Origin of the sequence: Actinoplanes sp. GCM10030250 (assembly GCF_042666575.1) — a bacterium.
Classification (GTDB): Bacteria; Actinomycetota; Actinomycetes; order Mycobacteriales; family Micromonosporaceae; genus Actinoplanes.
In genome coordinates this window covers 204,675-228,828 of sequence record NZ_JBHTDO010000007.1, presented here as the reverse complement: position 1 = coordinate 228,828, position 24,154 = coordinate 204,675, and the positions used below count along the sequence as shown (strand labels likewise).

General features: G+C 69.2%; 26 protein-coding genes and 2 riboswitches. Of the genes, 12 read left to right on the top strand and 14 right to left on the bottom strand.

Translation table 11 applies throughout. The features are described 5' to 3' along the window. Positions 1-121 precede the first annotated feature (121 nt). Genes pseB through ACFQV6_RS12895 form a run of 6 tightly spaced genes read left to right on the top strand, consistent with a single transcriptional unit; the run spans position 122 to position 6,362 of the window. Positions 122-1,102 carry a UDP-N-acetylglucosamine 4,6-dehydratase (inverting) gene (pseB, locus tag ACFQV6_RS12920; RefSeq protein ID WP_378027656.1) on the top strand — a complete coding sequence of 327 codons (981 nt, stop codon included), beginning with the start codon at positions 122-124 and terminating at the stop codon, positions 1,100-1,102. Further along, positions 1,102-2,220: a DegT/DnrJ/EryC1/StrS family aminotransferase gene (locus tag ACFQV6_RS12915; RefSeq protein ID WP_378027655.1), complete on the top strand. Its 1,119-nt coding sequence runs from the start codon at positions 1,102-1,104 to the stop codon at positions 2,218-2,220. Before pseB ends, ACFQV6_RS12915 begins: the two co-directional genes overlap by 1 nt. A gap of 3 nt (positions 2,221-2,223) precedes the next feature. Continuing rightward, positions 2,224-3,129, top strand: coding sequence for a hypothetical protein (locus ACFQV6_RS12910; protein ID WP_378027654.1), 906 nt, complete (start codon positions 2,224-2,226; stop codon positions 3,127-3,129). Next, on the top strand, positions 3,126-4,601 hold the full coding sequence (locus ACFQV6_RS12905) for a hypothetical protein (protein ID WP_378027653.1): 1,476 nt from the start codon (positions 3,126-3,128) through the stop codon (positions 4,599-4,601). The genes ACFQV6_RS12910 and ACFQV6_RS12905 overlap by 4 nt, the downstream gene beginning before the upstream one ends. After that, positions 4,595-5,323, top strand: coding sequence for a cytidylyltransferase domain-containing protein (locus ACFQV6_RS12900; RefSeq protein WP_378027705.1), 729 nt, complete (start codon positions 4,595-4,597; stop codon positions 5,321-5,323). Before ACFQV6_RS12905 ends, ACFQV6_RS12900 begins: the two co-directional genes overlap by 7 nt. Positions 5,324-5,348: 25 nt before the next feature. After that, on the top strand, positions 5,349-6,362 hold the full coding sequence (locus ACFQV6_RS12895) for a PseG/SpsG family protein (RefSeq protein ID WP_378027652.1): 1,014 nt from the start codon (positions 5,349-5,351) through the stop codon (positions 6,360-6,362). 120 nt (positions 6,363-6,482) lie between these two features. Here ACFQV6_RS12895 and ACFQV6_RS12890 read toward each other — a convergent pair whose 3' ends face one another. From ACFQV6_RS12890 to ACFQV6_RS12870, 5 genes are all read right to left on the bottom strand, one after another. Continuing rightward, positions 6,483-7,502, bottom strand: coding sequence for an NADPH:quinone reductase (locus tag ACFQV6_RS12890; RefSeq protein ID WP_378027651.1), 1,020 nt, complete (start codon positions 7,500-7,502; stop codon positions 6,483-6,485). Between the two features lie 10 nt (positions 7,503-7,512). Then, positions 7,513-8,100, bottom strand: coding sequence for a GNAT family N-acetyltransferase (locus ACFQV6_RS12885; protein ID WP_378027650.1), 588 nt, complete (start codon positions 8,098-8,100; stop codon positions 7,513-7,515). Next, positions 8,097-8,819, bottom strand: a complete 723-nt coding sequence (locus ACFQV6_RS12880) for a zf-HC2 domain-containing protein (protein WP_378027649.1) — start codon at positions 8,817-8,819, stop codon at positions 8,097-8,099. Before ACFQV6_RS12880 ends, ACFQV6_RS12885 begins: the two co-directional genes overlap by 4 nt. Then, positions 8,816-9,337, bottom strand: coding sequence for a sigma-70 family RNA polymerase sigma factor (locus ACFQV6_RS12875; RefSeq protein WP_196416942.1), 522 nt, complete (start codon positions 9,335-9,337; stop codon positions 8,816-8,818). The genes ACFQV6_RS12880 and ACFQV6_RS12875 overlap by 4 nt, the downstream gene beginning before the upstream one ends. 140 nt (positions 9,338-9,477) lie before the next feature. Beyond that, entirely contained in the window at positions 9,478-10,668 is a 1,191-nt protein-coding gene (locus ACFQV6_RS12870; protein ID WP_378027648.1) for a neprosin family prolyl endopeptidase, read from the bottom strand. Positions 10,669-11,044: 376 nt separating this feature from the next. Between ACFQV6_RS12870 and ACFQV6_RS12865 the strand changes: the two genes are divergently transcribed. The 3 genes from ACFQV6_RS12865 to ACFQV6_RS12855 all read left to right on the top strand — a co-directional run bounded on the left by ACFQV6_RS12865 (position 11,045) and on the right by ACFQV6_RS12855 (position 12,324). Then, a complete protein-coding gene (locus ACFQV6_RS12865) occupies positions 11,045-11,518 on the top strand; it encodes a cysteine dioxygenase (RefSeq protein ID WP_378027647.1) in 474 nt (157 codons plus the stop codon). Then, a complete protein-coding gene (locus tag ACFQV6_RS12860; RefSeq protein WP_378027646.1) occupies positions 11,515-11,910 on the top strand; it encodes a rhodanese-like domain-containing protein in 396 nt (131 codons plus the stop codon). The genes ACFQV6_RS12865 and ACFQV6_RS12860 overlap by 4 nt, the downstream gene beginning before the upstream one ends. A 99-nt stretch (positions 11,911-12,009) precedes the next feature. Beyond that, positions 12,010-12,324 (top strand): TetR/AcrR family transcriptional regulator C-terminal domain-containing protein, encoded by a 315-nt coding sequence (locus tag ACFQV6_RS12855; protein WP_378027645.1) that lies wholly within the window; start codon positions 12,010-12,012, stop codon positions 12,322-12,324. On the opposite strand, the gene ACFQV6_RS12850 is transcribed toward ACFQV6_RS12855, so the two are convergent. The 5 genes from ACFQV6_RS12850 to ACFQV6_RS12830 form a co-directional block, all read right to left on the bottom strand. Next, the gene (locus ACFQV6_RS12850; protein ID WP_378027644.1) at positions 12,312-12,875 is read right to left on the bottom strand and encodes a hypothetical protein; all 564 of its coding nucleotides are present in this window, start codon (positions 12,873-12,875) and stop codon (positions 12,312-12,314) included. The two genes, ACFQV6_RS12855 and ACFQV6_RS12850, sit on opposite strands and share 13 nt — an antisense overlap. 3 nt (positions 12,876-12,878) lie before the next feature. Then, the gene (locus ACFQV6_RS12845) at positions 12,879-13,976 is read right to left on the bottom strand and encodes an AAA family ATPase (protein WP_378027643.1); all 1,098 of its coding nucleotides are present in this window, start codon (positions 13,974-13,976) and stop codon (positions 12,879-12,881) included. Next, complete coding sequence (gene pnuC / locus ACFQV6_RS12840) at positions 13,973-14,599, bottom strand: nicotinamide riboside transporter PnuC (RefSeq protein WP_378027642.1); 627 nt, start codon at positions 14,597-14,599, stop codon at positions 13,973-13,975. The genes ACFQV6_RS12845 and pnuC overlap by 4 nt, the downstream gene beginning before the upstream one ends. 32 nt (positions 14,600-14,631) lie before the next feature. Beyond that, positions 14,632-15,051 carry an Atu4866 domain-containing protein gene (locus ACFQV6_RS12835; RefSeq protein ID WP_378027641.1) on the bottom strand — a complete coding sequence of 140 codons (420 nt, stop codon included), beginning with the start codon at positions 15,049-15,051 and terminating at the stop codon, positions 14,632-14,634. 134 nt (positions 15,052-15,185) lie between these two features. Continuing rightward, positions 15,186-15,785: a TetR/AcrR family transcriptional regulator gene (locus ACFQV6_RS12830; RefSeq protein ID WP_378027640.1), complete on the bottom strand. Its 600-nt coding sequence runs from the start codon at positions 15,783-15,785 to the stop codon at positions 15,186-15,188. 189 nt (positions 15,786-15,974) lie between these two features. Between ACFQV6_RS12830 and ACFQV6_RS12825 the strand changes: the two genes are divergently transcribed. Both ACFQV6_RS12825 and ACFQV6_RS12820 read left to right on the top strand, forming a co-directional pair. Next, the gene (locus ACFQV6_RS12825; protein ID WP_378027639.1) at positions 15,975-16,871 is read left to right on the top strand and encodes an ABC transporter permease; all 897 of its coding nucleotides are present in this window, start codon (positions 15,975-15,977) and stop codon (positions 16,869-16,871) included. Further along, the gene (locus tag ACFQV6_RS12820) at positions 16,864-17,637 is read left to right on the top strand and encodes an ABC transporter ATP-binding protein (RefSeq protein WP_378027638.1); all 774 of its coding nucleotides are present in this window, start codon (positions 16,864-16,866) and stop codon (positions 17,635-17,637) included. The genes ACFQV6_RS12825 and ACFQV6_RS12820 overlap by 8 nt, the downstream gene beginning before the upstream one ends. Before the next feature lie 29 nt (positions 17,638-17,666). Here ACFQV6_RS12820 and ACFQV6_RS12815 read toward each other — a convergent pair whose 3' ends face one another. Next, positions 17,667-18,704 (bottom strand): coiled-coil domain-containing protein, encoded by a 1,038-nt coding sequence (locus ACFQV6_RS12815; protein ID WP_378027637.1) that lies wholly within the window; start codon positions 18,702-18,704, stop codon positions 17,667-17,669. Continuing rightward, positions 18,703-18,839, bottom strand: a riboswitch (cyclic di-AMP (ydaO/yuaA leader). Its footprint overlaps the gene before it by 2 nt. Before the next feature lie 208 nt (positions 18,840-19,047). Beyond that, positions 19,048-19,182: riboswitch (cyclic di-AMP (ydaO/yuaA leader) on the top strand. 4 nt (positions 19,183-19,186) lie between these two features. On the opposite strand from ACFQV6_RS12815, the gene ACFQV6_RS12810 reads away from it, so the two are divergent. After that, positions 19,187-20,218: a coiled-coil domain-containing protein gene (locus tag ACFQV6_RS12810; RefSeq protein ID WP_378027636.1), complete on the top strand. Its 1,032-nt coding sequence runs from the start codon at positions 19,187-19,189 to the stop codon at positions 20,216-20,218. 60 nt (positions 20,219-20,278) lie between these two features. Here the strand turns inward: ACFQV6_RS12810 and ACFQV6_RS12805 are convergent, their stop codons facing one another. From ACFQV6_RS12805 to ACFQV6_RS12795, 3 genes are all read right to left on the bottom strand, one after another. After that, on the bottom strand, positions 20,279-22,642 hold the full coding sequence (locus ACFQV6_RS12805; RefSeq protein ID WP_378027635.1) for a glycoside hydrolase family 65 protein: 2,364 nt from the start codon (positions 22,640-22,642) through the stop codon (positions 20,279-20,281). Between the two features lie 32 nt (positions 22,643-22,674). Next, positions 22,675-23,415 (bottom strand): HAD family hydrolase, encoded by a 741-nt coding sequence (locus tag ACFQV6_RS12800; RefSeq protein ID WP_378027634.1) that lies wholly within the window; start codon positions 23,413-23,415, stop codon positions 22,675-22,677. A gap of 91 nt (positions 23,416-23,506) precedes the next feature. Next, entirely contained in the window at positions 23,507-23,905 is a 399-nt protein-coding gene (locus ACFQV6_RS12795; protein ID WP_378027633.1) for an ATP-binding protein, read from the bottom strand. Between the last annotated feature and the right edge of the window lie 249 nt (positions 23,906-24,154).

The window sequence follows — 24,154 nt, the reverse complement described above, 5'->3', positions numbered from 1 at the left end:
ATGCCGGATTAACTGAGAATGAACTGACACTTGCCTTTCCCCGCAGCTGTGGAAATGCCAGTTCAGCTGGTTATGCTTCCGGCTCGTACCGGCCTCTCGCTGATCCCCCCGGAGAAAACACGTGTCTGAAATCGCCGGCTCCTCGATCCTTGTCACCGGTTCCACCGGTTCATTCGGCAAGGCATTCCTGAGGTACGCGCTCGACAACCTCGACCCGCACCGCATCGTTGTGTTCTCCCGCGACGAGCTCAAGCAGTACGAGGTACGGCAGATGTTCGGTGACGACCCGCGCCTGCGGTTCTTCATCGGTGACATCCGCGACCGCGAGCGCCTGTCCCGGGCCATGCACGGCATCGATTACGTGGTCCACGCGGCCGCGCTCAAGCAGGTCGACACGGCGGAGTACAACCCGTCCGAGTTCGTCGCGACGAACATCAACGGCACGCAGAACGTCATCGACGCCGCGATCACCGCCGAGGTGAAGAAGGTCGTGGCGCTCTCCACCGACAAGGCGTCCAGCCCGATCAACCTGTACGGCGCCACCAAGCTGGCCGCCGACAAGATCGTGATCGCCGGCAACCACTACGCCGCCACCCACCCGACCCGCCTCGCCGTGGTCCGCTACGGCAACGTGATGGGCAGCCGCGGCTCGGTCGTCCCGTTCTTCCGCAAGCTCGCCGCCGAGGGCAAGAGCCTGCCGATCACCGACAAGCGGATGACCCGCTTCTGGATCACCCTGGACCAGGCTGTGAAGTTCGTCGTCGACTCGTTCGACGTGATGCGCGGCGGCGAGCTCTACGTGCCGCGGATCCCGAGCATGCGGGTCACCGACCTGGTCGAGGCCGTCGCACCGGACGCGCCGACCCACGAGATCGGCATGCGGCCCGGCGAGAAGCTGCACGAGGAGATGATCGCGGCCGACGACAGCCGCCGCACGCTGCGCTTCGCGGACCGCTACGTGGTCCAGCCGGTCGCCGCGAGCTGGGGTTACCAGGCGCCCGAGGGCGGCGAGCCGGTCTCCGACGGCTTCAACTACCGCTCGGACAACAACGACCTGTGGCTCTCGGTCGACGACATGCGCGCCCTCCTCACGGAGAAGTGATGCTGCCCTACGGACGCCAGTCCATCGACTCCTCCGACGTGGAGGCCGTTGTCGCCGCGCTGGGCAGCGACTGGCTGACCACCGGGCCGCGGGTCGCCGACTTCGAGTCCGACCTGGCGCGGGTCGCGGGTGCGCCCTGCGTGACGGTGACCAACGGGACGACGGCACTGCACGCGGCGTACGCGGCCGCCGGCGTCCGGGACGGCGACGAGGTGGTCACCACGCCGATGACGTTCGTGGCGACAGCGTCCGGTGCCGCCCTGCTCGGGGCGAAGGTGGTCTTCGCCGACGTCGAGGAGGACACCGCCAACCTGGACCCGGCCGCCGTCGAGGCCGCCGTCACCGAGCGGACCCGGGTCGTCGCGGCTGTCGACTACGCCGGAGTGCCCGCCGACTACGACCGGCTCCGCAAGATCAGCGAGAGCACCGGGTCGATCCTGGTCGGCGACGCGGCGCACGCGATCGGCTCCACCTACAAGGGACGGCCGGTCGGCACGCTCGCCGACCTGACCACGTTCTCGTTCTTCCCGACCAAGAACCTCACCACCGGTGAGGGCGGGGCTGTCGCGTCGACCCGGCCCGACCTGCTGGCCCGCGTCCGGGCCTTCCGCACGGTCGGGGTGGTCCGCGACGAGCTGCGCCACACCGACGAGGGCGGCTGGTGGTACGAGGTTCCCGAGTTCGGCCTGAACTACCGGCTGCCGGATGTGCTGTGTGCGCTCGGCAGCGCGCAACTGCGGCGGATCGGCGAGTTCAAGACGCGCCGGTCGTACCTCTCGGCCCGCTACGACGAACTCCTGGCCGGCGTGCCCGGCCTGCGCCTTCCGGCGCAGCGCGCCGAGGTGGACCCGATGCGGCATCTCTATCCGGTGCGCATTCTGGGAGGTCGCCGCCGTGAGGTGTACGACCGGATGCGTGCCGCCGGCATCGGAGTGCAGGTCAACTACATCCCGGTCTACTGGCACCCGGTCTTCGAAGACCTCGGATACCGGCGGGGCATGTGCCCGGTCGCCGAGACCTTCTACGCCGAGCAGCTCTCCCTGCCCCTCTTCGCCGATCTCACCGACACCGACCAGGATCGCGTGGTCGAGGTGCTGCGCGGCATCCTCGGGAGTTAGCCGGTGCACCACGGCAACCACTTCTACGGCCACGCCCACGTTCTCGCCGATTACTGCGGGCTGAACCCGGACGATCCCCCGCGGATCGACGGGTATCTCCAGCACGGCTGGAACGTGGTGGACGGGCTCGGCGCCGGTACGCCGTACGCGCCCGGCATGCCGATCTTCGTCTGGTCCGAGCGGACCCGGCGGCGCGCGTGGTCGATGGGCCGACCGAAGGCGACGGTCATCGGCTCGCCCTTCCTCTACCTGCTGCGCTCCACGCCTGACACCTCCGGCCCGGCTCCCGGTCCGGCTTTCGGCCCGGCTTCCGATCCGGCTGTCGGCCCGGCTGAGCCGCGTGCGGGCACCATCTGGTATCCGTTCCACGGCTGGGAGGGTCAGAAGGTCGCCGGCGACCACCGGCGGCTGATCGACGAGATCGTCGCCACCGAGACCGGACCGGTCACCTTCTGCCTGTACTGGCAGGAGTTCCAGGACAGCCGGATCCGCGCCGCGTACGAGCGGGCCGGCCGGGTGATCTGCCACGGATATCGGGGCTACATGCGGGAGCGGACCGAACCCCGCTTCCTGCACAAACTCCTGGCCGAGGTGCGCCGGCACCGCCGGGTGGCGTCGAACCGGCTGAGTAGCGCGGTGCTCTACGGCGTCGCTGCCGGATGCGAGCCCGCCGTCTACGGCGACCCGATGCACCTGCATCAGGAGAGCACGCCGACCGCCGAGCGGATCCGCCGGGAATGGCCGGAACTGCACGGTGTCGCCCCCGATCCGGATCAGGCACGGGCCACCGCCCTGGCCGAACTCGGTCACGGCTACCTGGCCTCGCCCGCCGAGTTGCGCGCCACCCTCGGCTGGACCAGCCTCGCCCGGACCGGCCTCGCCCGGCAGAGCCAGGCGGTGGCGGCATGATCCAGATGATCGGCGGCGAGATGCCGGAGTACGCCGAAGAGCGTCCCCCGGCCGGCGGCGCGCTCTACCGGCACCTGCTCGACCGGTTGCCGGCCCGGACCCGGGTCCTTGTCGCCGGACCGCACGACGACGCCCTGATCGACGCCCTAACCCCCGGCCTCGAGGTGACCTGCCTGGTCCGCTCCCAGCCGGAGGCCGAACGGCTGTCCGAGAGCGGCGTCCGGGTCCTCTGCGGCACCCTGCCCAAGCTCACCGAGACCGAGCGGTACGACACCGTTGTCGCCCTCGACGGCACCGGCCGGCTCTGCTCACCCGAAGGCCCCCAGTACGACTGGGCCGAATCGGTCCGCGCCCTCAAGCGCACGCTGCGACCCGGCGGCACGCTGCTGCTGGTCGTGGAGAACGAGCTCGGCGTGCACCGGCTCGTCGACCCCGGTACGCCCACCGCCTCCCGCACCGGCGACGCGTGGCGCCCGCTCGGCGAGTTCGGCACCGCACCCGGCAGAGCCGACCGGCTCGCCGCCGTCCTCGGCAACGAGGGACTCCCGGTCACCGGGCTCGCCGCCGTCTGGCCGGCACCCGGGCACCCGGCACTGCTGGCCACCCCCGAAACCCTCCGGTACGGCCCCCTGGATCCGCTCGCCGCCCTGGTGACCGGAGTGGTCGGTTCGGCGTACACGACAAAGGCCGTCCTGAGTGACCCGCGCCGCCTCGCCGCCACCGCCGTGCGCCGCGGTCTCGGCGCCGAACTGGCACCCGGCTGGCTGGCCGTCGCCCACCTGGCCCCACGCCCGGCCGTGCCCTTCCCTATCCCGCCGGCGCTGCTCACCAGCGGTTCCTCCGTCATCGAGATCGCCGGCGGCCCCGGCGAATGGCAACGCCGGGTGGTGCGCGGTGACACCGGACTGGGCGGCCCGCTACCGACCGGACGGCTGCTCGAGGAGCTGCTGCTGACCGCCGCACTCGGGCACGACCTGCCGTCCCTGCGACGTCTGCTCACCGGCTGGATGACCGCGCTGCCACACGCTGCCGCCGAGAACGTGCTGGTGGAGGGCGACCGCTTCGCACTGCTCGACCCGTCGGTGGCGGAGCGGCCCGACGTGCTGGGCCGGTTCGCCCGCACTCTGCTGACCGGCGGATACGCCCACCCCTGGCCCGGCGTGACCGAAGTGGATCGGCTGACCAAGGTGCTCGCCGGCGCCGCCGGACTGCCCGGCACCCCGCCGGTCCCCGACCCGGAACCCGCACCGGACATCCGCCGACAACACGAGGAGCAGCTCGATGCGCTGCGCCGCCGCCTCGCGGACGCCACCGAGCGCAACCACTTCTACGAGGCCGAACTGGAGAAACGCGACGCCGAACTGGGCCGTGCCAAGTCCCAGATCGCGATGTTCAGCGGATCCCTCGGCTACCGCGCCGCCAAGGCCGGCCTGGTCATCGCCCGCAAGGCTCTTCGAAGAGGAAAATCATGAGCACCCTCGGCATCATTCAGGCCCGGATGGGCTCCTCCCGGCTGCCCGGCAAGGTCCTGCGCCACCTCGGCGGACGGACCGTTCTCGACCGGGTGGTCCGAGCCGCCCGGGAGAGCGGCGTCCTGGACGAACTGGTCGTCGCGACCACGACGGAAGCCGACGACGACGCGGTCGCGGCGGAGTGTGAGCGGATCGGCGTGGCCTGCTACCGGGGGCCGGTCGACGACGTGCTGACCCGGTTCCTCGGGGTGCTCGAGACGCACACCGCCGACACCGTGCTGCGGTTCACCGCCGACTGCCCGCTGCTCGACCCGCGGCTGGTGGCCCGGGCGTACCGGGTGTTCGCGGCGGCGGAGGTGGATTATCTGACGACGTCGATCACTCGTACGCTGCCGCGCGGGCTGGACGTGGAGGTGGTCCGGGCGAGCGTGTTGAAGGAGGTCGACAAGCTGGCGTACCAGCACCATCGGACCCACGTGACGTCGTACGTCTACTCGCACCCGGAGGACTTCGACGTGATCGGGCTGACCGTGCAGCCGGACCTGTCCCACCTGCGGCTGACCCTGGACACCGAGGACGACTGGAAGCTGATCGAGGCGGTCGTCGACCACTTCGGCGGCAGCCCGATCGCGGTACGCGTCCTCGCCGACTGGCTCGCCGGCCGGCCCGACCTGGCCGCCCTCAACTCGCACATCCGCCAGAAGGAACTGGACCAGGCGTGAGCTGCTTCCAGACGACGGCACGAGCATGATCGTCGGAGTTCGCTGTGACGCGGGGCCGAAGACCGGAGTGGGGCATCTCGTACGCTGCGTCGCGCTCGCGGAGGAGCTGACCGCACGCGGTGTGGACGTGCACTTCCTCAGCGACCTCGGCGGTGTCGCGTGGGCGGTGTCCCAATTGGAGCAGCGTGGGCTGCCCTGGCATCCCGCGCCCTACGACACGGTCGGGATGGTCGCCGCCGCCGAACGGCTCGGGCTGGACGCGCTGATCACCGACTCCTACACGCTGCCGCCGCAGCACAGTGTTGCGGTGCGTGAGACCGGCCGGACCGTACTGGCCATCGTGGACGGTGACCTCCGTGGTCAGGCAGCGGACATCTACGTCGACCAGAACCTCGACGCGGTACTCGACACGCATCTCAACGCGGGCGCCGTACGCCTCGCCGGTCTCGACTACGCGCTGTTGCGTTCGTCGGTGCGCCGGTTACGGCCCGCTGTCGCACCGGTGCACACGTCCACCCGTACCCCCAAGGTTGTCGCGTTCTTCGGCGGCACCGACGCCTACCGTGCCGCGCCGCAGGTCGCGCGACTGCTCACCCGCAGCGCGGTCCCTTTCGACGCCACAGTGATCGCCGCCGACGACAGCCTGCGCTCGGAACTGCTGGCGGTGAACCCCGGCCCCGGTCAGCGCTTCGAGATCATCGAACCCACCGACCACCTGCCGAAACTCCTCGTCGACGCCGACCTGGTGATCAGCGCCAGCGGCACGTCCACCTGGGAGCTGCTCTGCCTCGGCCGCGCGGCAGCGTTACTCTGGGTGGTCGACAACCAGATCCAGGGGTACGAACGTACAGTCGCCCGCGGTTACGCAGCCGGCCTCGGCCGGCTCAACAACTTCGACACCTCAGCCCCCGACATCCTCGCCCGACTCCTGACCGACCCCGCCGCCCGCACCACCCTCGCCACCCGAGGCTGGTCCGCGGTAGACGGCCGCGGCACCGAGCGAGTAGCCGACGCCCTCCTCACCCCGCACCCCCTTTGATCACCAGCCAAGACCCTCAGCTGGCGCTCAGGGGTGCCTTCCGGCTCGAAACCCACCCCTGAGCGCCAGCCGGGAAACTCAGCTGGCGCTCAGGGGTGCCTTGCTGCCGGAAAAGCCCCGCTAGGAGCCAGCTGTCACGTCGATCATCACCTTGCCGACCGCGTGGTTCTCGACCGCCTCATGGGCCTCGGCGATCCGGTCGAACGGAAAGCGGATGATCGGCAGACCCGCCTCCTCGCCAACCCGGAAGGCGCCCGCATTGACCGCTTCGGCGACAGCCTCGACCGCGTTGCGCTTCTCGTCCGGGGTGGTCGTGTAGGTGAGCACGAAGTCGAGGCTGACGTTCTTCAGCATCGCCTTGAAGCTCGGCACAGTGCACGTGCCTGGGACGTAGAGGGCGATGTTGCCGCCGGGCGCGATCACGTCGAGGTCCAGGTCGAGGTTGGCGGTGTCGACCTCGACGATGACGTGCGGGCCGGAGTCGCTCAGCTCGTTGATCCGGGCGGCGACGTCCTCGGAGCGGTAGTTGATCACCGCATCCGCCCCGGCGAAGGTGGCCAGGTCGGCCTTCTCCTTGGAGCTGATCGTGGTCAACACGGTGGCGCCGGCCCATTTCGCGAGCTGGATCGCGGCGTTGCCGACCGCGCCGGCACCTCCCGCGACCAGGACGGTACGTCCGGCGAACGCACCGGGAGCCAAACGGGCCGGCCCGTCGGCGGCAGTCGTCAGGCAGCGATGCGCAGTCAGCGCCGGGATGCCCAGGGCGGCACCGACCTCGAACGGAACGTCGTCGTTCATCCGGACCACCTGGTGGCGGGGCAGCACGATGTACTCCTGGGCGGTACCGTCGGCCCGCCCGTAGGCGGCATCCCACACCCAGACCCGATCACCCGGCTCGAAGTCACGCACGCCCTCACCGAGTGCGTCCACCACACCAGCGCCGTCCTGATTCGGTACGCGCGGCAGCGCCACCCCGTCCGGAACGCCCTTACCCACCCGAGTGCCGGTATCCGTCGGATTAACCGCGGAAAGGACAATACGGACGCGCACCTCACCAGCACCCGCCACCGGCATCGCACGGCCGACGATCTGGAGGACGGACGATGCTGGACCCGGCTCGTGGAAAACTGCGGCGCGCATGCCCCTTACCTTAGGAGCCCCGCAGCTCCCGGCGCATGGCCAGCCGCGGCCACCGGTCGAGTCCGTGCGCCGCTTCCTCGGCACGGATCTCGCGCAGCCCGGGCGTCAACTCCCCCTCGGTCAGACGCCGGAAGCCCAGCCGCTCGTAGTACGGCGCGTTCCACACCACCTCCGCGAAGGTGGTGAGCGTCAGCGCCTCGGAACCACGCTCCCGAGCCCAGCCCACCAGGTGCTCGATCAGGCCCGCACCGACGCCACGCCCGGCAAACGCCGGATCGACGGAGACCTGCTCCAGGTGCACCACACCGTCCACCCACGCGGCGATCAGGTACGCCACCGGCCGGTCACCCTCATCGGTGTACACCCAGGCCCGGCCGTCCCGCTGATAGTCGAGCAGTTCGGCGGCCGGCAGCGGCTCGTCCCGGGCGACGGCGTCCATACCGACCGCGGCGAACGACCGGCCCGCCTCGACCTCGATCTGCTGAAGCCGGCCCATCTCGTCCGCCCGAGCCGCCCTGATCATCGATTTCCCCTCCGCTCGACGTCGAGAACGCGCCGCTGCGACCCGGACGGTCCCAGCGGCGCGGGCGTCGTTCACGTCAGCGGAGCGGTGCCGAGCACTTTCCCGGCCCGATCGGTGATCAGGATGGCGTCGACGTCGGCCACCTTCGTAGCGCTGGCACCGGTCAGTTCCGCCTCACCGTCGGGGGTCTCGCCCCAGACCGCGGCCTGCTCGGTGGCACCGCTCTTGTTACGCACCAGGCAGAGGAACGGTCCCTCGCCGGTCATCCGGCTCACGTCCAGCGACACCGCGACGCCCCACTTCTTGGGCGTCACCACCGCCGAGCCGGTCAGCCCGCTGCCGGGCGCCGCCTCGAACCGCGCGGACACCAGCTCCACGCTGGGCAGCGCGTCCGGGATCTTGCCGGGCTGGACCCGGCCGTTGGTGAAGATGCCGTAGCCGATGGCGGCTGCCGCGATCATCACCACCGCGGCGGCGGCCAGCCACCGCACCCGGGCCACCCGGGTCTCCCTGGTCTTCTCGGCCCGCATCCGGCCGAGCAGTCCTTCGATGTTCTGCTGGCTGGGTCGCGCGGTCGGTGCGACCGCGAGCGGTGCGCCGCCACCCAGGTGCCGCGCGTCCGGCAGGCTTTGCAGCATTTCCGGTACGGGAGACAGCCGGTCGAGTTCGGCTCGGCACTCGGCGCAGTCGTGGAGGTGCTCGTCAAGCCGTTCGGTGTCGGCCTCGTCAAGTCCGCCGAGGAGGTAGCCGCCCAGCAAGCGGTGCAGGTTGCCGTGCTCGTCGAGGTCGCTCATCGGAGCATCCCCATCTCTTCGAAGACCGTACGCAGTGCGCGAACGGCGTAGTAGGCGCGCGATTTGACCGTGCCCTCGGGCACCGACAGTTTCCGCGCCGCGTCCGCCACGCTCTGCCCCTCGTAATACATCGCCTGGATGACTGCCCGGTGTTCCGGCGAGAGACGCTCCAGCGCCTCGGCCACCAGCCAGCCCTCCACCATCTGATCCACGTTGTCCGCCGACGGCACTGAGTTGACCGCGTTCTCGTCGGCGACCAGCCGGGGGCGGCGTTGCTCCGCGCGCCAGGCGTTGGTCACCACGTTACGGGCGATGGTGAGCAGATATGACCTGGTTCGGCCCGGTTCCGGGTCGAGATGGTCGATGTGCTTCCACGCTCGTAACAGCGTCTCCTGCACCAGGTCCTCCGCCTTGTGCCGATCCGAGACGTATCGGGACACAAAGTTGATCAGGACTGAGTAGTGCTCGGTGTAGAGCGCGGTCATCAGCTGCTCGTCGGGGCTCACCCGTCGCTTCATCGGCGCCAGCTCCCCTCGGGTTCCGCCCGGCCACCCGGATGTACATCGTGGCACGCGGACCGGTTCAAGGGTGGGCCCGGAAACCCGGAAAAACATCGATGCCCGGCTCCCTTCCGGGAACCGGGCATCATGAAGATCTACTAGCTGCTCGGCTCGACCACGGGGCCGCACTTACCCGGGCCGCCGTAGCGGAACGTCCGGGCGCTCAACTTCGAGATCGGATAGACCTTCGACGTGCTGCGGACGTACGGGTCGACCTTGGGCCCGTTGTAGAACGAGATGCTGCCGATCTTGGCGGCGGTGCCGGGGTCGAGCCCGGTCTTCTCGTCGATGGCGGTCTTGCCGTTGCCCATCTCGGTGCACGGCTCCGGTGTGGACGCGGCGACCTCGCCGAAGATCTGCACCAGGCCGGTCTTCTCGAACTTGTTGCCCCAGAGCTCGCCCGGGAAGTAACCGACCCACTCGGTGTCGTACGCGACCCACCAGGCCCCGCCGGTGTACTGGATGCCGAACTGCTTCTGGGTGTCCTGCGGAAGCGTGTCACCCGGCCGGATGTTCTCGCTGAACTGCACGAACTTGCACTTGTTGTAGCAGGCGGGCTTGCCGTCGACCCAGTGGAAGACGAACAGGTGCGGGTCGTCGTCGCCGTTGACCACACGGTCCACGGTCCAGCCGGCCTCGACGACCTGGTGGCCGCCGTCCGGGGACTGCACCGCCACCTCGGCAAGCGTGTGATAGTCGCCCTTGTCCAGCTTGGGCTTGCTGATGGTGAGGTTCGCATACGCGCCCTCGGACTCGGCGGCCTGCGAGGCGACGTTGTAGAGGTAGTGCACGGTCGGCCTGGTGTCCGCACTCGCCGTCGGGGCGGGTGACGGCGGGGCCGGCGGCACGACGTCTGTCGTCTCGGTCTTGAGGAACGTGGTCCTCGAGGTGCGGCCCTTCGGTGCGTAATCCTGCCCGCGGGCCTCGTCGACGCGGTCGGGCGCGGCACTGAGGCCGGCGGCCTTGAGCGACTTGCTGCTGGCGCCGTCGCGTCCCTTGCGGATGCTGCGCGGCTTCGCACCCCACGGCAGGATCGCCGGCGGCGTGAGTTTCGGAGCGGCCTCAGCGGCGTCCTCCGAAGGCGCGTCCTCCGAAGGCGTCGCCTCCGAGGGGTTCGCTCCCGAGGGGTTCGCCTCCGGCTGGTCGGCCGGCGCCACAGCGGCCGGCGAGGGGGCGGGGACGTCCGGGATCTGTTCCGCGCCCGCGTTCAGAGTCGATGCGACTCCGATGGTGCCGATCACGGCGACAGTGAGGCCGGCGGCGAGCAGGCCGCGGCGAGACTTCAACACTTGTCCGTCCTCGTTCATCGGGGCATCGGAGGAGGTACGCGGGCGGCCTCCGGCAACCGGTCTTCGGCGGCGCCGCTCACGATATAGCTTTCCCGATTGCCCAGGGACCGGCTGACCAGCAATTCCGCCGTTACGGCTGAGGCTGGTAGGCCGAACTGGTGACTGACAAGCCACTTTGGTCGACACAGAGTATCGACACAGTTGCAGATTGAAGTTTTTCGCGCCAGTGCCAGAAAGAGGCAATCTTCACCAAGCCTCTTTCGAGGTACCCCTGACGAGCCGTGCCGCCGGATCCGCGCGTTCGTGACCCGCGAGTCCGATCTTGTGGTAAAACCTATCTTGCCTATAGGTTATATATACCCGCGAAGGAGCCGTCATGACTGTCACCGGTGTTCACCTCGATCACCTCGCCACCGCACAGCAGTTCGCCGCAACGCCGGAAACGTGGCCGGTGGCGCCGCGCTTCGATCCCGTCCAGCGGTGGTTCCACCGTCTCCGGATCGCCGACGATCATGAGGCGTGGCTGCTCACCTGGCTACCGGGGCAGGAGACCGAGATCCATGACCACGGTGGCTCGGCGGGCGCGTTCCACGTGTACAGCGGCACGCTGACCGAGGACACCGTCTCGGCCGGGACATTCGGGACACCGAAAATCATCTCCCGCGAACTGGGCGAGGGCGCCGGCCGCCGGTTCGGCAGCCACCACATCCACCGCATCGTCAACCGGTCCGCCCGGCCGGCGATCAGCATCCACGTCTACGGACCGGCGCTGACCAGCATGACCAAGTACCGGGTCGGCCCCGCGGGCCTCGAAGTGCTCACCGTCGAGCGGGCCGGTGCCCAGTGGTGACCACTGCCCCTCCCGGCTCCCGCGGTATCAGCGAGATCCTGGCCGACGCGCGCACCCGCCTGCGGCGCCTCGGGCCGGAGGAGACACACGCCGCCGTGCGCGACGGTGCCGTCCTCGTCGACATCCGGCCGGCCGCCCAGCGCGCCGAGTTCGGCGAGATCCCGGGCGCCGTCGTGATCGAGCGCAACGTGCTGGAGTGGCGCCTCGACCCACGCTCCGACGCCCGGCTGCCGTTCGCCGGTGACTACGGCCTCGAGGTCATCGTGACCTGCCAGGAGGGCTACACCAGCAGTCTGGCGGCGGTCGCCCTGCAGGATCTCGGCCTGCACCGCGCAACCGACCTGACCGGCGGCTTCGCCGCCTGGAAAGCAGCCGGCCTGCCCACGACCTGACCTGCCTGGATCGCAGCCGGCCTCCCCGGAGACCCAAGGCCCGATCAATGGCCGCCGGCGTCCGGCCGGCCGTGCGCGGGCATCAGGAACGTCAGGCTGATGTTCGACGAGATCTACGCGGACTTCGAGCTGCCCGCACCCGACCCCGCTCGGTGGCAGGACCAGCTCAAGGAAATCGCGCACCGGTCGTACCGAATCATGATTTCCCACAACGACCTGGCCCGCGCCGCGCTCGCCAGCGTGCCCACCGGCCCGAACGCGATGCGTGTCTCGGAAGCGATGTTCGGCCTGATGCTGGCCGGGTTCCCGCATCTGCGCGGCCACGCCGAGGTGATGACCTCGGGCGCACCGGGCGAGCGCTTCCAGTTCGGCCTCGACCTGCTGATCGACGGCCTGCGGCGTTACTGCGGGTAGACCACGCCCGAGCGACCGCTGTACAGGTGGCGCGTGCCGTCGCGCTCCCGCCCGGTGTTCGGCGCGTCCAGCCAGACGATGTACGCCTTGCCCGAGGTCAGCCCGGTGATGGTGGCGGTGACCGAGCAGCCGGAACCGGCCGCGACCGACTGCCACACCGGCTCGGGCTGCTTGCCCGAGATCAGCGCCTGCGGAACGGCGGCCAGCCGGTAGTTCGAGTCGAACTGGGCCGGCCACTCCACCTTCAGCGTGCCCGCGCCGGGCGTCACCTCGATCGGGATGAATGCCGACTCGGTCCGCGGCCAGATCCTGGTGCAGGCGGGATCGAGGGCGGGCGCCGAGAGCGACGGGTCCGGCGAAGGGGTGAGGCTGCGGCCGCGCGACGGCGCCGGGCTCGGTGTCGCCTTGCCCGCCTCGACGAGCATCCACGGCTCGCCGGCGGTTGATGCTGCCGACGAGTCGCCCGGGGTCTCACCGAGGCCGAGCGCGGCGCAACCGCCGAGCGACAGGGAGACGGCGGCCAGGGTGATGGCGATCCTCGAGTGGCGCATGCTTCACGCTTCGGCCACCGACGCCCGGACATGAGGAATCAGCGGCGGGGTGAGATCTCGGCCGCCGGCCAGGAGGCCGTCGACCAGGGCGATCGCTGTGCGCAGGCGATGGGCATAGGGTCCGGCCAATACGGCGTACGGGACACCGCGCACCACCAATTCGGTACGGAACCGCCCGGTCATCCACTGCCGGATGTGTTCTCCGTCACGCAAGCCGTCGTCGTCGAAGGGCACGCCGGCATCGTCCGTCAGCAGGTAGAGATCCGGCTCCCGGACCAGATCCCGGACCGCCGGGGACGTGCTGCCGAGATAGCGCTCCTCCCAGATCGTCGTGGCGAACGCGTCGGTGTCCGCGAAGAGCACCGGCGAACCGGAGCGGGCGGCCTGGTCCTCGGCCGCGTTCTGTGCCGCCGCGACCGCGACGAAGTCGTCCCGATCCCAGGTCACGTCGAAGACGGTCGCCTCCTGCCGATCCCGGCGCAGGCCGGCCAGCTTGCGCTCGGTGAGCTCACGGCCGTACTCCGGAACCCAGCGGGTGTCCGCCCACACGCCGCCGCGCAGCCGGTAGTGCCGAGCCAGGGCCCGGGCCATCGTGGTCGTCCCGGTGGACTCCGCGCCGACCACGACCACCCGGCGAGCCAGCCACCCGCGCGCCCCCGGGCCGAGGTAGGCCCAGTTCGCGACCGGGTCGGCCCGGATCGCGGTGCCGGAGACCGGGATCCGGGTCCGCTCCGGGTCGACAACGACGGCCTCTGCGTGGAAGCGGCGGGCCAACTCGGTCCCGTACGCCTCGGAGGAGAAGACCGCGTCCACCCGGCCGGTGCCCGCCGCCGCCCGGAACACCGCCATGTGCAGCTCCCAGACCGCCGGGTCGTCGTAGTCGATCGGATGGTCGTCGTAGACCCCGGCGAACCGGACGGCCGGCCCGTGCGCCGCCCGCAGCCACTCCAGACGCAGTTCGAGGGGGATGCTCTCGCCCGACGACGGGGCCACCACCACTGTCACCCGCTCGCACACGGCTGCGGCGGCCTCGATCAGCGCGTGGTGCCCGGCGTGCGGTGGATAGAACTTGCCGACGATCAGCCCGTGCCCGTACCTCACGCCGGCACCTCCGCCCGCTGTGACCGCAGCGCCGCCCGCCAGGCACGCAGGCCCAGGACGCAGAGGATCAGGAACGCCACGTAGAGGATCGCGGTCAGCCACAGGCCCTTGTACGCGTAGAGCGGGATATAGATCAGGTCGGCGGCGATCCAGATCCACCAGTTCTGCACGAGCTTGCGGGTCTGACCGTACGTCGCGAGCAGCGACAGGGCGGTGGTGAGGGCGTCGGCCAGCGGCACTGTCGAGCCGGTGAGGCGGTCCAGGAAGAGCCAGAGGGCACCGGTGGCCACCACACCGGCCAGGGCCAGGCCGATCCACTCGGTTCGGGTGGTGTCGCGGACCACCAGCCTGGTTCGGTCGTGCCCGCCGTAGAGCCAGGCCCACCAGCCGTACAGGCCGAGGATCACGTAGACGATCTGCAGACCGGCGTCGGCGTAGAGCCCGGCGGTCCAGAAGACCACCATCAGCAGCAGGACGTTGAGGATGCCGAGGGGCCAGTTGAGGATGTGCTGGCGTACGAGCAGCCCGACGTTGACCAAACCGGTCGCGAAGCCGAGCACCTCCGCCCACGACGTCGGTACGCCGAACGCCACCACTGCCGGGCTGTTCAACCAATCGATCATGAACTCAGCATCGCGGCCACCGGGCCGGGGCGCTACACCGGCAGGAGGCGGTGCCCGGCCATCTCGAGTTCGCCCTCGTGCACGGCGATCGGGGTGCTGATGCCGGACTCGTCATGAAGGAACACCGACGTCCCGTCGATCTGGTAGGTGCCGCGAGCCTGGCGGCGCCGGCCGGCCACCTCACCGGCGTAGGTGCCGTCCAGCCGCAACCGGAGCCGGACCACGCCGTCGAGGCTGCGCCAGGCACCCACCACCACTGCCGTGTCCGTCACGATTTTCGGACGGTCGATGCGGGGGTGGATGCCGACGTCGGGCGCACCGCCCATGGCGAGGGCGAGCAGCGCGGCGGCGTCGAGGACTGTGGTGTCCCGAACCGCGTCGAGAATCGCGGTGTCGAGAGTTGTGATGTCGAGCACGTTCGCGTCGACTGGGGCTTCGCTGAGGGAGGTCATCTGTGGCCGGCTCCGGGGGATGGCGTCGGGGTCAGCCTCTTTCTTCGGCCCCCGCCGCCCGCGGCGCAGTGATTCCCGGGTTGCGAACCGGTGGCTTTCCGCCGGTGGTCCGCAACGCCTTGCGGCTCAGCGCCTCAGCCGGTGGTCTTCAGTGCCGCCGTGACAGCCGCGGTCAGTCTCTCCAGGTCGTTGTCGGCGAGCGGCTGCCGTGCGACCGCGAGCCGCCAGTAGAGCGGGCCGAGGATCAGGTCGACGGCGAGGTCGGCGTCCGTGCCGGCGGGCAGCTCGCCGCGGGCGACGGCCTGTCCGACCAGCTTGTCCCCGACGGCCTGCTGGTGGGTCCGCAGGGCTCGCTGCAGAGTCTCGGCGATCTGCGGGTTCCGCGCGGCCTCGGCCATCAGGTCCGGGATGATCTGCGAGGCGATCCGGTGCTGGAGCGCCCGGCTCACGATCATCATGAGGAGCTCGAGGTCGCCGGCGAAGCTGCCGGTGTCGGGGAGCGGAACCTTACGCTCCGCAACATCCGAAATGATCTCCATGACCATCTCGAGCTTGTTGCTCCACCGGCGGTAGATTGCGGTCTTGCCGACCCCCGCGCGGCGGGCCACCGCCTCGATGGACAATCGGCCGTAGCCGACCTCCGCCAACTCGTTCATGACCGCGTTGCGGATCGCCACGGTGATGTCGCCTCGGAGCACCGCCGCTCCGGCAGGTGCGCGCTTTACTGTCGCCACACAGTTCACTATAGCGCTACGACGTAACGGTTGCGTTCCGCCGTTTGGTCAGCTACCGTCGAAACTCACGTCGATACGACCCCGTCCCATCGGCGTCAGTGGGTCCCTGTCATGCTGCTAGCTGTGTTCTCGCGCAAGCCATCGGAACCCGCTGCCTCCCACGGGCCGACTAGATCGGAGCACCACCCCATGCCAGAGACGGCGGTTGCCGACGCCGGCACCGGGCTCTCCCCCAAGGAGCTGGCCCGCCGGCACGGCCTGAGCGCTTCGGGCCGCCTGCCCGGCCTCATGGAGTACACGCGCCAGCTGTTGTCCTACCGGCACTTCATCCAGGCGCACGCCAGCGCGAAGATGTCGTCCGCGCTCGGCACCACGAAACTCGGCACGGTGTGGCAGGTCCTCACGCCGATCATCAACGCCGCGGTCTACTACGTGATCTTCGGCGTGATCCTGGGCGGCCGTGAGGGCGTCACGAACTTCATCGCGTACCTCTGTGCCGGTGTGTTCGTGTTCCAGTTCACCCAGTCGATCGTGCAGAACGGCATCAACGCGATCACCGGCAACCTCGGCCTGATCCGCGCGCTGCACTTCCCGCGAGCGAGCCTGCCGCTGTCGGTCGCCCTGGTGGAGATCCGCAACTTCGTGGTGGCGCTCTTCGTCCTGATGGGCATCGTGCTGATCACCGGTGAGCCGATCACCCTGGAATGGCTGCTCGTCATCCCGGTGCTGTTCCTCCAGTCGATCTTCAACACCGGCCTCGCGCTGGCCGCGGCCAAGTTCGGTGCCAAGGTCCGCGACGTCAAGCAGCTGATTCCGTTCATCATGCGGTTCTGGATGTACGGCTCCGCCGTGCTCTACCCGGTCTCGCTCTTCTCCGAGCACCTGCAGGGCTGGAAGCTGGCGGTCGTCCAGGCGAACCCGCTGCTGATCTTCATCGAGCTGATGCGCCACTCGCTGATGGAGGACGTGAAGCTGGCCGGCCCGCCCGCGCTGCTCTGGACTCAGGCGGTCATCTGGACGGTGCTCGTGGGCATCGGCGGTTTTGTCTACTTCTGGCGCGGAGAGAAGGGCTACGGCCGTGGCTGACAACGAGCGGGTTCCCACCGTCATCGCGGACAAGGCCCACATCATCTACAAGGTGCACAGCTCGGCCTCGCCAGGCAGTGGCAGCCCGCTGGCCAGCTTCAAGCGGCTGGTCACCGGTGGCAAGGGCGCGAACGTCCGCGAGGTGCACGCGGTCAAGGGCGTCAGCTTCGTGGCCTACCGGGGCGAGGCGATCGGGCTGATCGGCAGCAACGGGTCCGGCAAGTCGACCCTGCTGCGGGCGGTTGCCGGCCTGCTGCCGGTGGCCCGCGGGAAGATCTACGCCTCCGGCCAGCCGTCGCTGCTCGGCGTGAACGCCGCGCTGATGAACGAGCTGCCCGGCGAGCGCAACGTCGAGTTGGGCTGCCTGGCGATGGGCATGTCACCGGCCGAGGTGAAGACGAAGAAGGACGGCATCATCGAGTTCTCCGGCATCAACGAGCGGGGCGACTTCTCCTCGCTGCCGATGCGGACCTACTCCTCCGGCATGGCCGCCCGGCTGCGCTTCTCCATCGCCGCCGCGAAGCAGCACGACGTCCTGCTCATCGACGAGGCCCTCGCCACCGGTGACGCCAAGTTCCGCCGCCGCAGCGAGGCGCGGGTGCGTGAGCTGCGTGCCGAGGCCGGCACGGTCTTCCTGGTCAGCCACAGCGAGCAGTCGATCCGGGACACCTGCGACCGCAGCATATGGCTGGAGTCCGGCGAGATCCGGGCCGACGGGCCGACCGACGAGGTGTTGCGCGAGTACGAGGCCTACATGCGTAAGTAGGCCTCGTACCGCGCGATCAGTTCACCGGCTCAGTTCACCGACAGGTGCACGTGGTTGGTGTGGTCGCTGGACGGGTCGCCACCCGCCCCGCTGTAGGACTTCCAGCCGCTGCTCGGTAGCCAGATCCGCCGGAACCAGATGACGTAGAGCACGTCCAGCTTCTCGGCGTTGTTGATGAAGTAGTTCGCCAGGTTGTTGCCGTACGTCTTGCTCGCACCCGTGGCATCGCCGCCGAAACCACTCTTGTCGGCGGCGAAGTCACAGGCCCGGCCCTTGGGATGCTCACCGCTGTTCTGCTCGCGGAAGCAGTGCACATACCGGGTGAAGCCGTCCGACTTCGCCTGCTTCAGCGCGTGCAGCGTGCGCGGGGTGATACAGCCGCCGCTTGTCGGGTCGTCCTCGGAGCAGCCGTTGCCGGCGTTGCTCGGCGCCGGGTCGGCCGAGGCGCTGCCGCCGCCGTCACCCGACTGGCCGGCGTCCGCGCCCTGGTTGGCCTTCTTCAGCGCGGTCTCGGCCTGAGTCTTGCGCTTGGCCATCACATTGACCTGCTTCTGCTGGTCGCGGACGGCGGTGTCGATGGCGATCTTGGCCCGCTGCTGGTCGCTGCGGGTGGTCTTGAGGTCGGCGATCGCGGCGTTCTGCTGAGCCGCCACGGTGGCCAGTGTCTCGACCCGGTCCAGGAAGCTGTCCGTCGAGTTCGCGGTGACCAGGGCGGACAACGTGCCCATCCGGCCCGAGGTGTAGGCCTGCTGCGCGATCTCGTCGAGGGCGTCCTGCTGGGGGCCGAGCGCGGCGTCGAGGCGCTTGAGTTCGGCGGTCAGGTCGGTCTGCTGCTGCTTGGACTTCTTCAGACTCGCCTTGGCCTTGACGTAACCGCTGGAGGCGTCTTCGAGTTGTTCGATGAGGGACTTGGAACCGCCCTCACCGTCGTCGCCGTTTTCACCCGGCGCGGCGAGGGGACGGGGGGCCGCGGTGGCCGGCGACGCGGCGACGGCCAGCCCGCACACGGCGACGAGCAGCGCCATGACCGCTGCCAATCGCCGCGCAGTCTGATCCTGCACTGGCATTTCCTTCCGTCGGCCGCCGGCCGGGTTAGCTGACGGGTTCGGGACGAAGGAAATCCCTACCGCGAACGCGGATTCACCCCATGGGGAAATGTGGTTCCCCGGCTCGCCACGAGGGCGATTAGGCGGCGGCCCCCTGGCGGGAACCGGCTCCGACCATACCCACTGCATCGACAGATCGACAGTTCTCGTACGCAGCGCAATTGCATCACCACATGAAGTGATGCGATTACAGAAAGTCGTTGACAGGTAACAATTTTCGCGGTTCCTTGGGACCTGATGCGCGGCGATATCTCGGGTAAACTCCACTCCGGTCCTGCCAGGACGGCACCGCCCCCGAGTTGCCGGCAGGCCGCCGCCCAATCGCCCGAAAGGCGAGCCGGGGAACCAGGTCACTGGGGTGAATCCGCAGTATGCGGTAGGGATTGCTTCCGTCCCGAACCCGTCAGCTAACTCGGTCGGCGGTGACAAGGAAGGAACGGTTGATGACCGCAAGTCCCCGCCGGTGGCTGACGCTTGCGCTGGCGCCCCTCGTGGCTACGGCACTGTTTGTGTCACCCGCCACATCGGCGTCCGCGGCCCCGGGAGGTAGTTCGCCGACCGCCGAGGAGGAGGGCAACGCCGATTTATCCACAGCGATGGAGTCGACCAACCGGCGCTATGTCGCCGCGAAGGGTGCCGTCGCGGAATCCCGGAAGAACCAGAAGAAACTGGCCGGTGACATCAAGGCCGCCGAGAGCCGCCGGGACGCTCTGATTCCCGAGGTCAACTCGATCGCGCGGCAGCAGTATCAGACGGGCAACCTCAGCGCCGTCGGCTTCCTGCTCCAGGCCAGCTCGTCGAACGACTTCATGAGCAAGGCGATCTCTCTCGAGGAGATCAACAAGCTCCACGACGAGAAGCTGCACGAGCTCAACGAGGCGATCGCCACGGTCACCGAGAGCAAGACGAAACTCGATGCCGAGCTCAAGAACGAGCAGCAGCAGCTGACCATCCTGCAGAAGCAGAAGGACTCCGCCGACAAGCAGCTCGACCTGCTGGGCGGCGGTACCGGCATCAACAAGACCATCACCCGGGGCTTCGTCGACGCCAAGTCGAAGGAGGCCTCCCCCGCGCCTCGAAACGCCAGCGGCGGTTTCTCCAGCGAGGGGTGCACCGAGAGGGACGAGACCACGAGCGGTTGCGTGACGAAGCGCACCCTCCACATGTACAAGGAAGTGCGCAAGGCCAACTTCAAACGCTTCGTCGGCTGTCACCGCAACGGCGGGCCGTTCGAGCACCCCAAGGGCCGTGCCTGCGACTGGTCTCTGCAGAAGAGCGGATTCTCGGCTGCGCACAACGACGACATGATGCGGTACGGCAACGACCTGACCGCGTTCCTGGTGCGTAACGCCGACAAGCTCGGCATCTACTACGTCATCTGGTACAAGCAGATCTGGTTCCCGGCGACGAACGAGTGGCGCTCGTACAGCGGCCCGAGTGACCACACGGACCACGTGCACGTATCGATGCTCTAGAACCTCACGGAAAAGCCCCCGTCCTCCTCGAGGACGGGGGCTTTCTCGTTTCCGCTGGGGTCAGTGCACCGCGCGGCGCACCGGTGCCCGGCCGGCCGGCTGCGACGGCGCGGGACCGACCGGGATCGCCGGCGGAATCGCCATGGTCACCGGGCGCACCTGGGTCACCTCGGTCTCCTTGCCGTGGTGCAGCAGCGTCAGCCGGGCCGAGCCGCCGCCGTTGCGCAGCGAGTAGGTGACGTCCTCGGAGGTCACGTTCACCCGCAGCCGCAGACCGCGCCAGAGCAGCGAGAACTCCAGGTTGTTGATCCGGCTGGGCAGTCGCGGCGCGAAGCTGAGCTGACCGTTGAAGTCGCGCATGCCGCCCAGGCCGGCGACGAGCGCGATCCAGGAACCGGCGAGCGACGCCACGTGCACGCCGTCCCGCGCGTTGCGGTGCAGGTCGTGCAGGTCCATCAGGGCGGCTTCGCCCAGGTAGTCGTGGGCAAGCTCCAGGTGGCCGGTCTCGGCTGCCATGACGGCCTGCACACAGGCGGACAGAGAAGAGTCGCGTACGGTACGCGCGTCGTAGTACGCGAAGTTACGCGCCTTCTCGTCCGGCGTGAACGCGTCCCCGCGGATGTACATCGCCATCACCAGGTCGGCCTGCTTGATCACCTGCTTGCGGTACAGGTCGAAGTACGGGAAGTTCAGCAGCAGCGGGTAGCCCTCCGGCGGAGTGTTCTCGAAGTCCCACTCCTGGAGCCGGGTGAAGCCCTCGCACTGCTGGTGCACCCCGAGTTCCTTGTCGTACGGGATGGCAACCGCCGCCGCCGCGTCCCGCCACGACGCCGCTTCCTCGTCGTCGACGCCGAACTTGCGAGCCAGGTCGGGATGCCGCTTACAGGCGTCGACAGCGGTCATCAGGTTCTGCTGCGCCATCAGGTTCGTGTAGATGTTGTCGTCGACCACTGCCGTGTACTCGTCCGGGCCGGTGACGCCGTCGATGTGGAAGCGCCCGTGCCGGTCGTGGTGACCCAGCGAGCGCCACAGCCGGGCGGTCTCGACAAGCAGCTCCAGGCCGACCTCACGCTCGAAGTCGTAGTCGCCGGTGGCCTGGACGTACCGCCGGACCGCGTCGGCGATGTCGGCGCCGATGTGGAAGCCCGCCGTGCCCGCCGGCCAGTAACCGGAGCACTCCTGGCCGCGGATGGTCCGCCACGGGAACGCCGCGCCCTGCAGGCCGAGCGTCTGTGCCCGCTCCCGGGCGAGGTCCAGCGTCGAGTGGCGCCACCGCAGCACGTCGGCCGCCGCTGAGGGCTGCGTGTACGTCAGGGCGGGCAGCACGAACGTCTCGGCGTCCCAGAACGTGTGCCCGTCGTACCCGGGGCCGGTGAGGCCCTTCGAGCCGATCGGGCGCTGCTCCGCCCGGGCACCGGCCTGCAGCGTGTGGAAGAGGCCGAATCGGACGGCCTGCTGCACCTCCGGGTCACCTTCGACGCGGACGTCGGAGTGGTCCCAGAACGCGTCCAGGTATTCCCGCTGCTGCTCGACCAGGCCTTCCCAGCCGTCCAGGCGTGCACTGGCCAGCGCGGCGCCGACCTGGTCACGCACCGCGGGCAGCGAGCGCATGCTCGACCACCCGTACGCCGCGAACTTGACGACCCGCAGCTTCTGACCCGGCTCCAGCCGGCAGGCGACGGTGGTCCGCAGCCAGTCGGGGTGCCCCTCGGTCGTGATGGCGTGCCGGCCCGGCGTCTCCACCAGGTGCTCCATGGCCGCGGCCATCCGCAGGTCGCTGGCCTTGGTGCGGTGCACCAGGATGCCGCCGGTCGGCTGCTCCATCATCTCTTCGGCCTGCAGCGGCCGGTCCAGGACCGCCGCCACCCGCGGGTCCTTGCTCATCGGCGGAAGCTGCTCGTTCGCCACCAGCTCGGACTGCAGGATCAGCCGCGCGGAGACGTCGAGCGGCTCGACCTCGTAGAGGAAGGCGACGATCGCGCGCTGGGTGAACGACACCAGGCGCACCGAGCGCACCCGGATGCCCTGGCCCGACGGGGACACCCACTCCACGACCCGCTCGAGCGTGCCGGCACGCAGGTCCAGGCAGCGCTCGTGGGACCGCAGTTCGCCGTAGCGCACGTCGAACGGCTCGTCGTTGACGAGCAGTCGCATCAGCTTGGCGTTGGTCACGTTGACCATGGTCTGACCGGACTCCGGGAAGCCGTACCCCGCCTCGGCGTGCGGCAGCGGCCGCAGCTCGTAGAACGAGTTGAGGTAGCTGCCGGGGAGGCCGTGCGGCTCGCCCTCGTCAAGGTTTCCGCGTATCCCGATATGGCCGTTCGAGAGAGCGAACACCGACTCGGACTGGGCCAGCAGGTCCAGGTCGAGCCGGGTCTCTCGGATGTGCCAAGGGTCGACGGGGTAGGCCCGTTCACGGATCACGGTCGTGCCTCTCGTTACGGAAAGAGGAGGTCTTACTGAGTGAGGAGTTCGGACAGGTCGGTCACCACCACGTCAGCGCCGTTCGCACGGAGCGCCTCCGCCTGGCCGACCCGGTCCACCCCGATCACGATGCCGAATCCGCCCGCTCGTCCGGCGGCCACACCGGCCTGGGCGTCCTCGAACACGGCACAGTTCTCCGGGGCGAGATCGAGCAGCTTAGCCCCATACAGGAACGTGTCGGGAGCGGGCTTGCCCGGCAGTCCGAGTTCGCGGGCCACCACGCCGTCCACACGGCCTTCCAGCAGGTCCGCGATACCGGCGGCCTCCAGGACGTCCTTGCAATTCGCGCTGGCCGAGACGACGACGCGGCGCAGGCCGGCGGCCTTGGCGGCCTTCAGGTACTCCACCGATCCGGGGTAGACCTGAACGGCGCCCTCCTGGATCTTCTGCAGCACGAGGAGGTTCTTACGGTTGCCGACGCCATTGACAGTCTCCCGGTCGGGGCTGTCGTCAGGGTCTCCCTCGGGCAGGGTGATGCCCCGGGAGGCCAGGAAAGTACGGACGCCGTCGGCGCGTTGCCGGCCGTCCACGTACTGGTGGTAGTCGGTGGTGGAGTCGAACGGGACGAACGGCGTTCCGTTCCGGACGGCCAACGACTCCAGGAACGAGTCGAACGTCTGTTTCCACGCGGCATTGTGCACCAACGCGGTCTGCGTCAGCACTCCATCAAGATCGAATAGGCAAGCGGTCACCTGCGAGGGAAGTCCGAGCACGCGCCCAATGTAGCCGGAGGCGAACCGCGACGAGACCGGAAGGGCGCCTTCACATTTCCCCGATGGTTCACAGCTCGTTCAAGCTGCTGGTTCACCGGGAATCCGGCAGGGCCTCCAACGACATGCGCAATCCGATCGAGGTACCGATGGGGCCGGTCGCGGTGGTCACCTCATCGCACAGCTGGTGCGCCAGCCACAGTCCGCGGCCGCCGATCTCGAACGCCTCCGGAGCGCGCACCTCGCTCAGACGGCTCCCGGGAATGCCCGGGCCTGAGTCGGTCACCACGCACCACGCCGAGCCGCTCTCCACCCGCAGCACCAGCCGGCCGTTCCCGCCGGCGTGCAGCACCACGTTGGTGATCACTTCGTTGACGGCCAGCAGATAACCGTGCCGTCTGTCCGGCCCGAGCCCGATCCGGCCGAGATGTGCGGAGACCTCGTGCCGCAGAACGGTGATGTCGTCGTGCCCGAACGAGCGGTCGAGAAGCACCCGTCGCGTCGGCGAAGGGGCGCCCTCGACTCTCGGCTCCGTGCTGGGAGCCGAGCGAACGCTCTGACCGATCCTGTCCTCCACCGTCGTGCAGCCTACGCGCTGTGCCCGGCCAGTGGCGGGAGGCATCGGTGATCGCGCCTGGAAGTGGCGCGTGTCGCGCCCCATGAAGAGCCCTCACCGGCCGCCGACATCGATCCGATCGCCCCGCTTGAGACCTCAGCGCCGGCCGAGATCGATCCGATCGCC

Excerpts from the sequence above, each read along its gene's own strand:
- ACFQV6_RS12915 (WP_378027655.1), top strand. The coding sequence starts at position 1,102 with ATGCTGCCCTACGGACGCCAGTCCATCGACTCCTCCGACGTGGAGGCC.
- ACFQV6_RS12905 (WP_378027653.1), top strand. The coding sequence starts at position 3,126 with ATGATCCAGATGATCGGCGGCGAGATGCCGGAGTACGCCGAAGAGCGT.
- ACFQV6_RS12895 (WP_378027652.1), top strand. The coding sequence starts at position 5,349 with ATGATCGTCGGAGTTCGCTGTGACGCGGGGCCGAAGACCGGAGTGGGG.
- ACFQV6_RS12890 (WP_378027651.1), bottom strand. The coding sequence starts at position 7,502 with ATGCGCGCCGCAGTTTTCCACGAGCCGGGTCCAGCATCGTCCGTCCTC.
- ACFQV6_RS12880 (WP_378027649.1), bottom strand. The coding sequence starts at position 8,819 with ATGAGCGACCTCGACGAGCACGGCAACCTGCACCGCTTGCTGGGCGGC.
- ACFQV6_RS12875 (WP_196416942.1), bottom strand. The coding sequence starts at position 9,337 with ATGAAGCGACGGGTGAGCCCCGACGAGCAGCTGATGACCGCGCTCTAC.
- ACFQV6_RS12865 (WP_378027647.1), top strand. The coding sequence starts at position 11,045 with ATGACTGTCACCGGTGTTCACCTCGATCACCTCGCCACCGCACAGCAG.
- ACFQV6_RS12855 (WP_378027645.1), top strand. The coding sequence starts at position 12,010 with ATGTTCGACGAGATCTACGCGGACTTCGAGCTGCCCGCACCCGACCCC.
- ACFQV6_RS12850 (WP_378027644.1), bottom strand. The coding sequence starts at position 12,875 with ATGCGCCACTCGAGGATCGCCATCACCCTGGCCGCCGTCTCCCTGTCG.
- pnuC (WP_378027642.1), bottom strand. The coding sequence starts at position 14,599 with ATGATCGATTGGTTGAACAGCCCGGCAGTGGTGGCGTTCGGCGTACCG.
- ACFQV6_RS12835 (WP_378027641.1), bottom strand. The coding sequence starts at position 15,051 with ATGACCTCCCTCAGCGAAGCCCCAGTCGACGCGAACGTGCTCGACATC.
- ACFQV6_RS12825 (WP_378027639.1), top strand. The coding sequence starts at position 15,975 with ATGCCAGAGACGGCGGTTGCCGACGCCGGCACCGGGCTCTCCCCCAAG.
- ACFQV6_RS12815 (WP_378027637.1), bottom strand. The coding sequence starts at position 18,704 with ATGCCAGTGCAGGATCAGACTGCGCGGCGATTGGCAGCGGTCATGGCG.
- ACFQV6_RS12810 (WP_378027636.1), top strand. The coding sequence starts at position 19,187 with ATGACCGCAAGTCCCCGCCGGTGGCTGACGCTTGCGCTGGCGCCCCTC.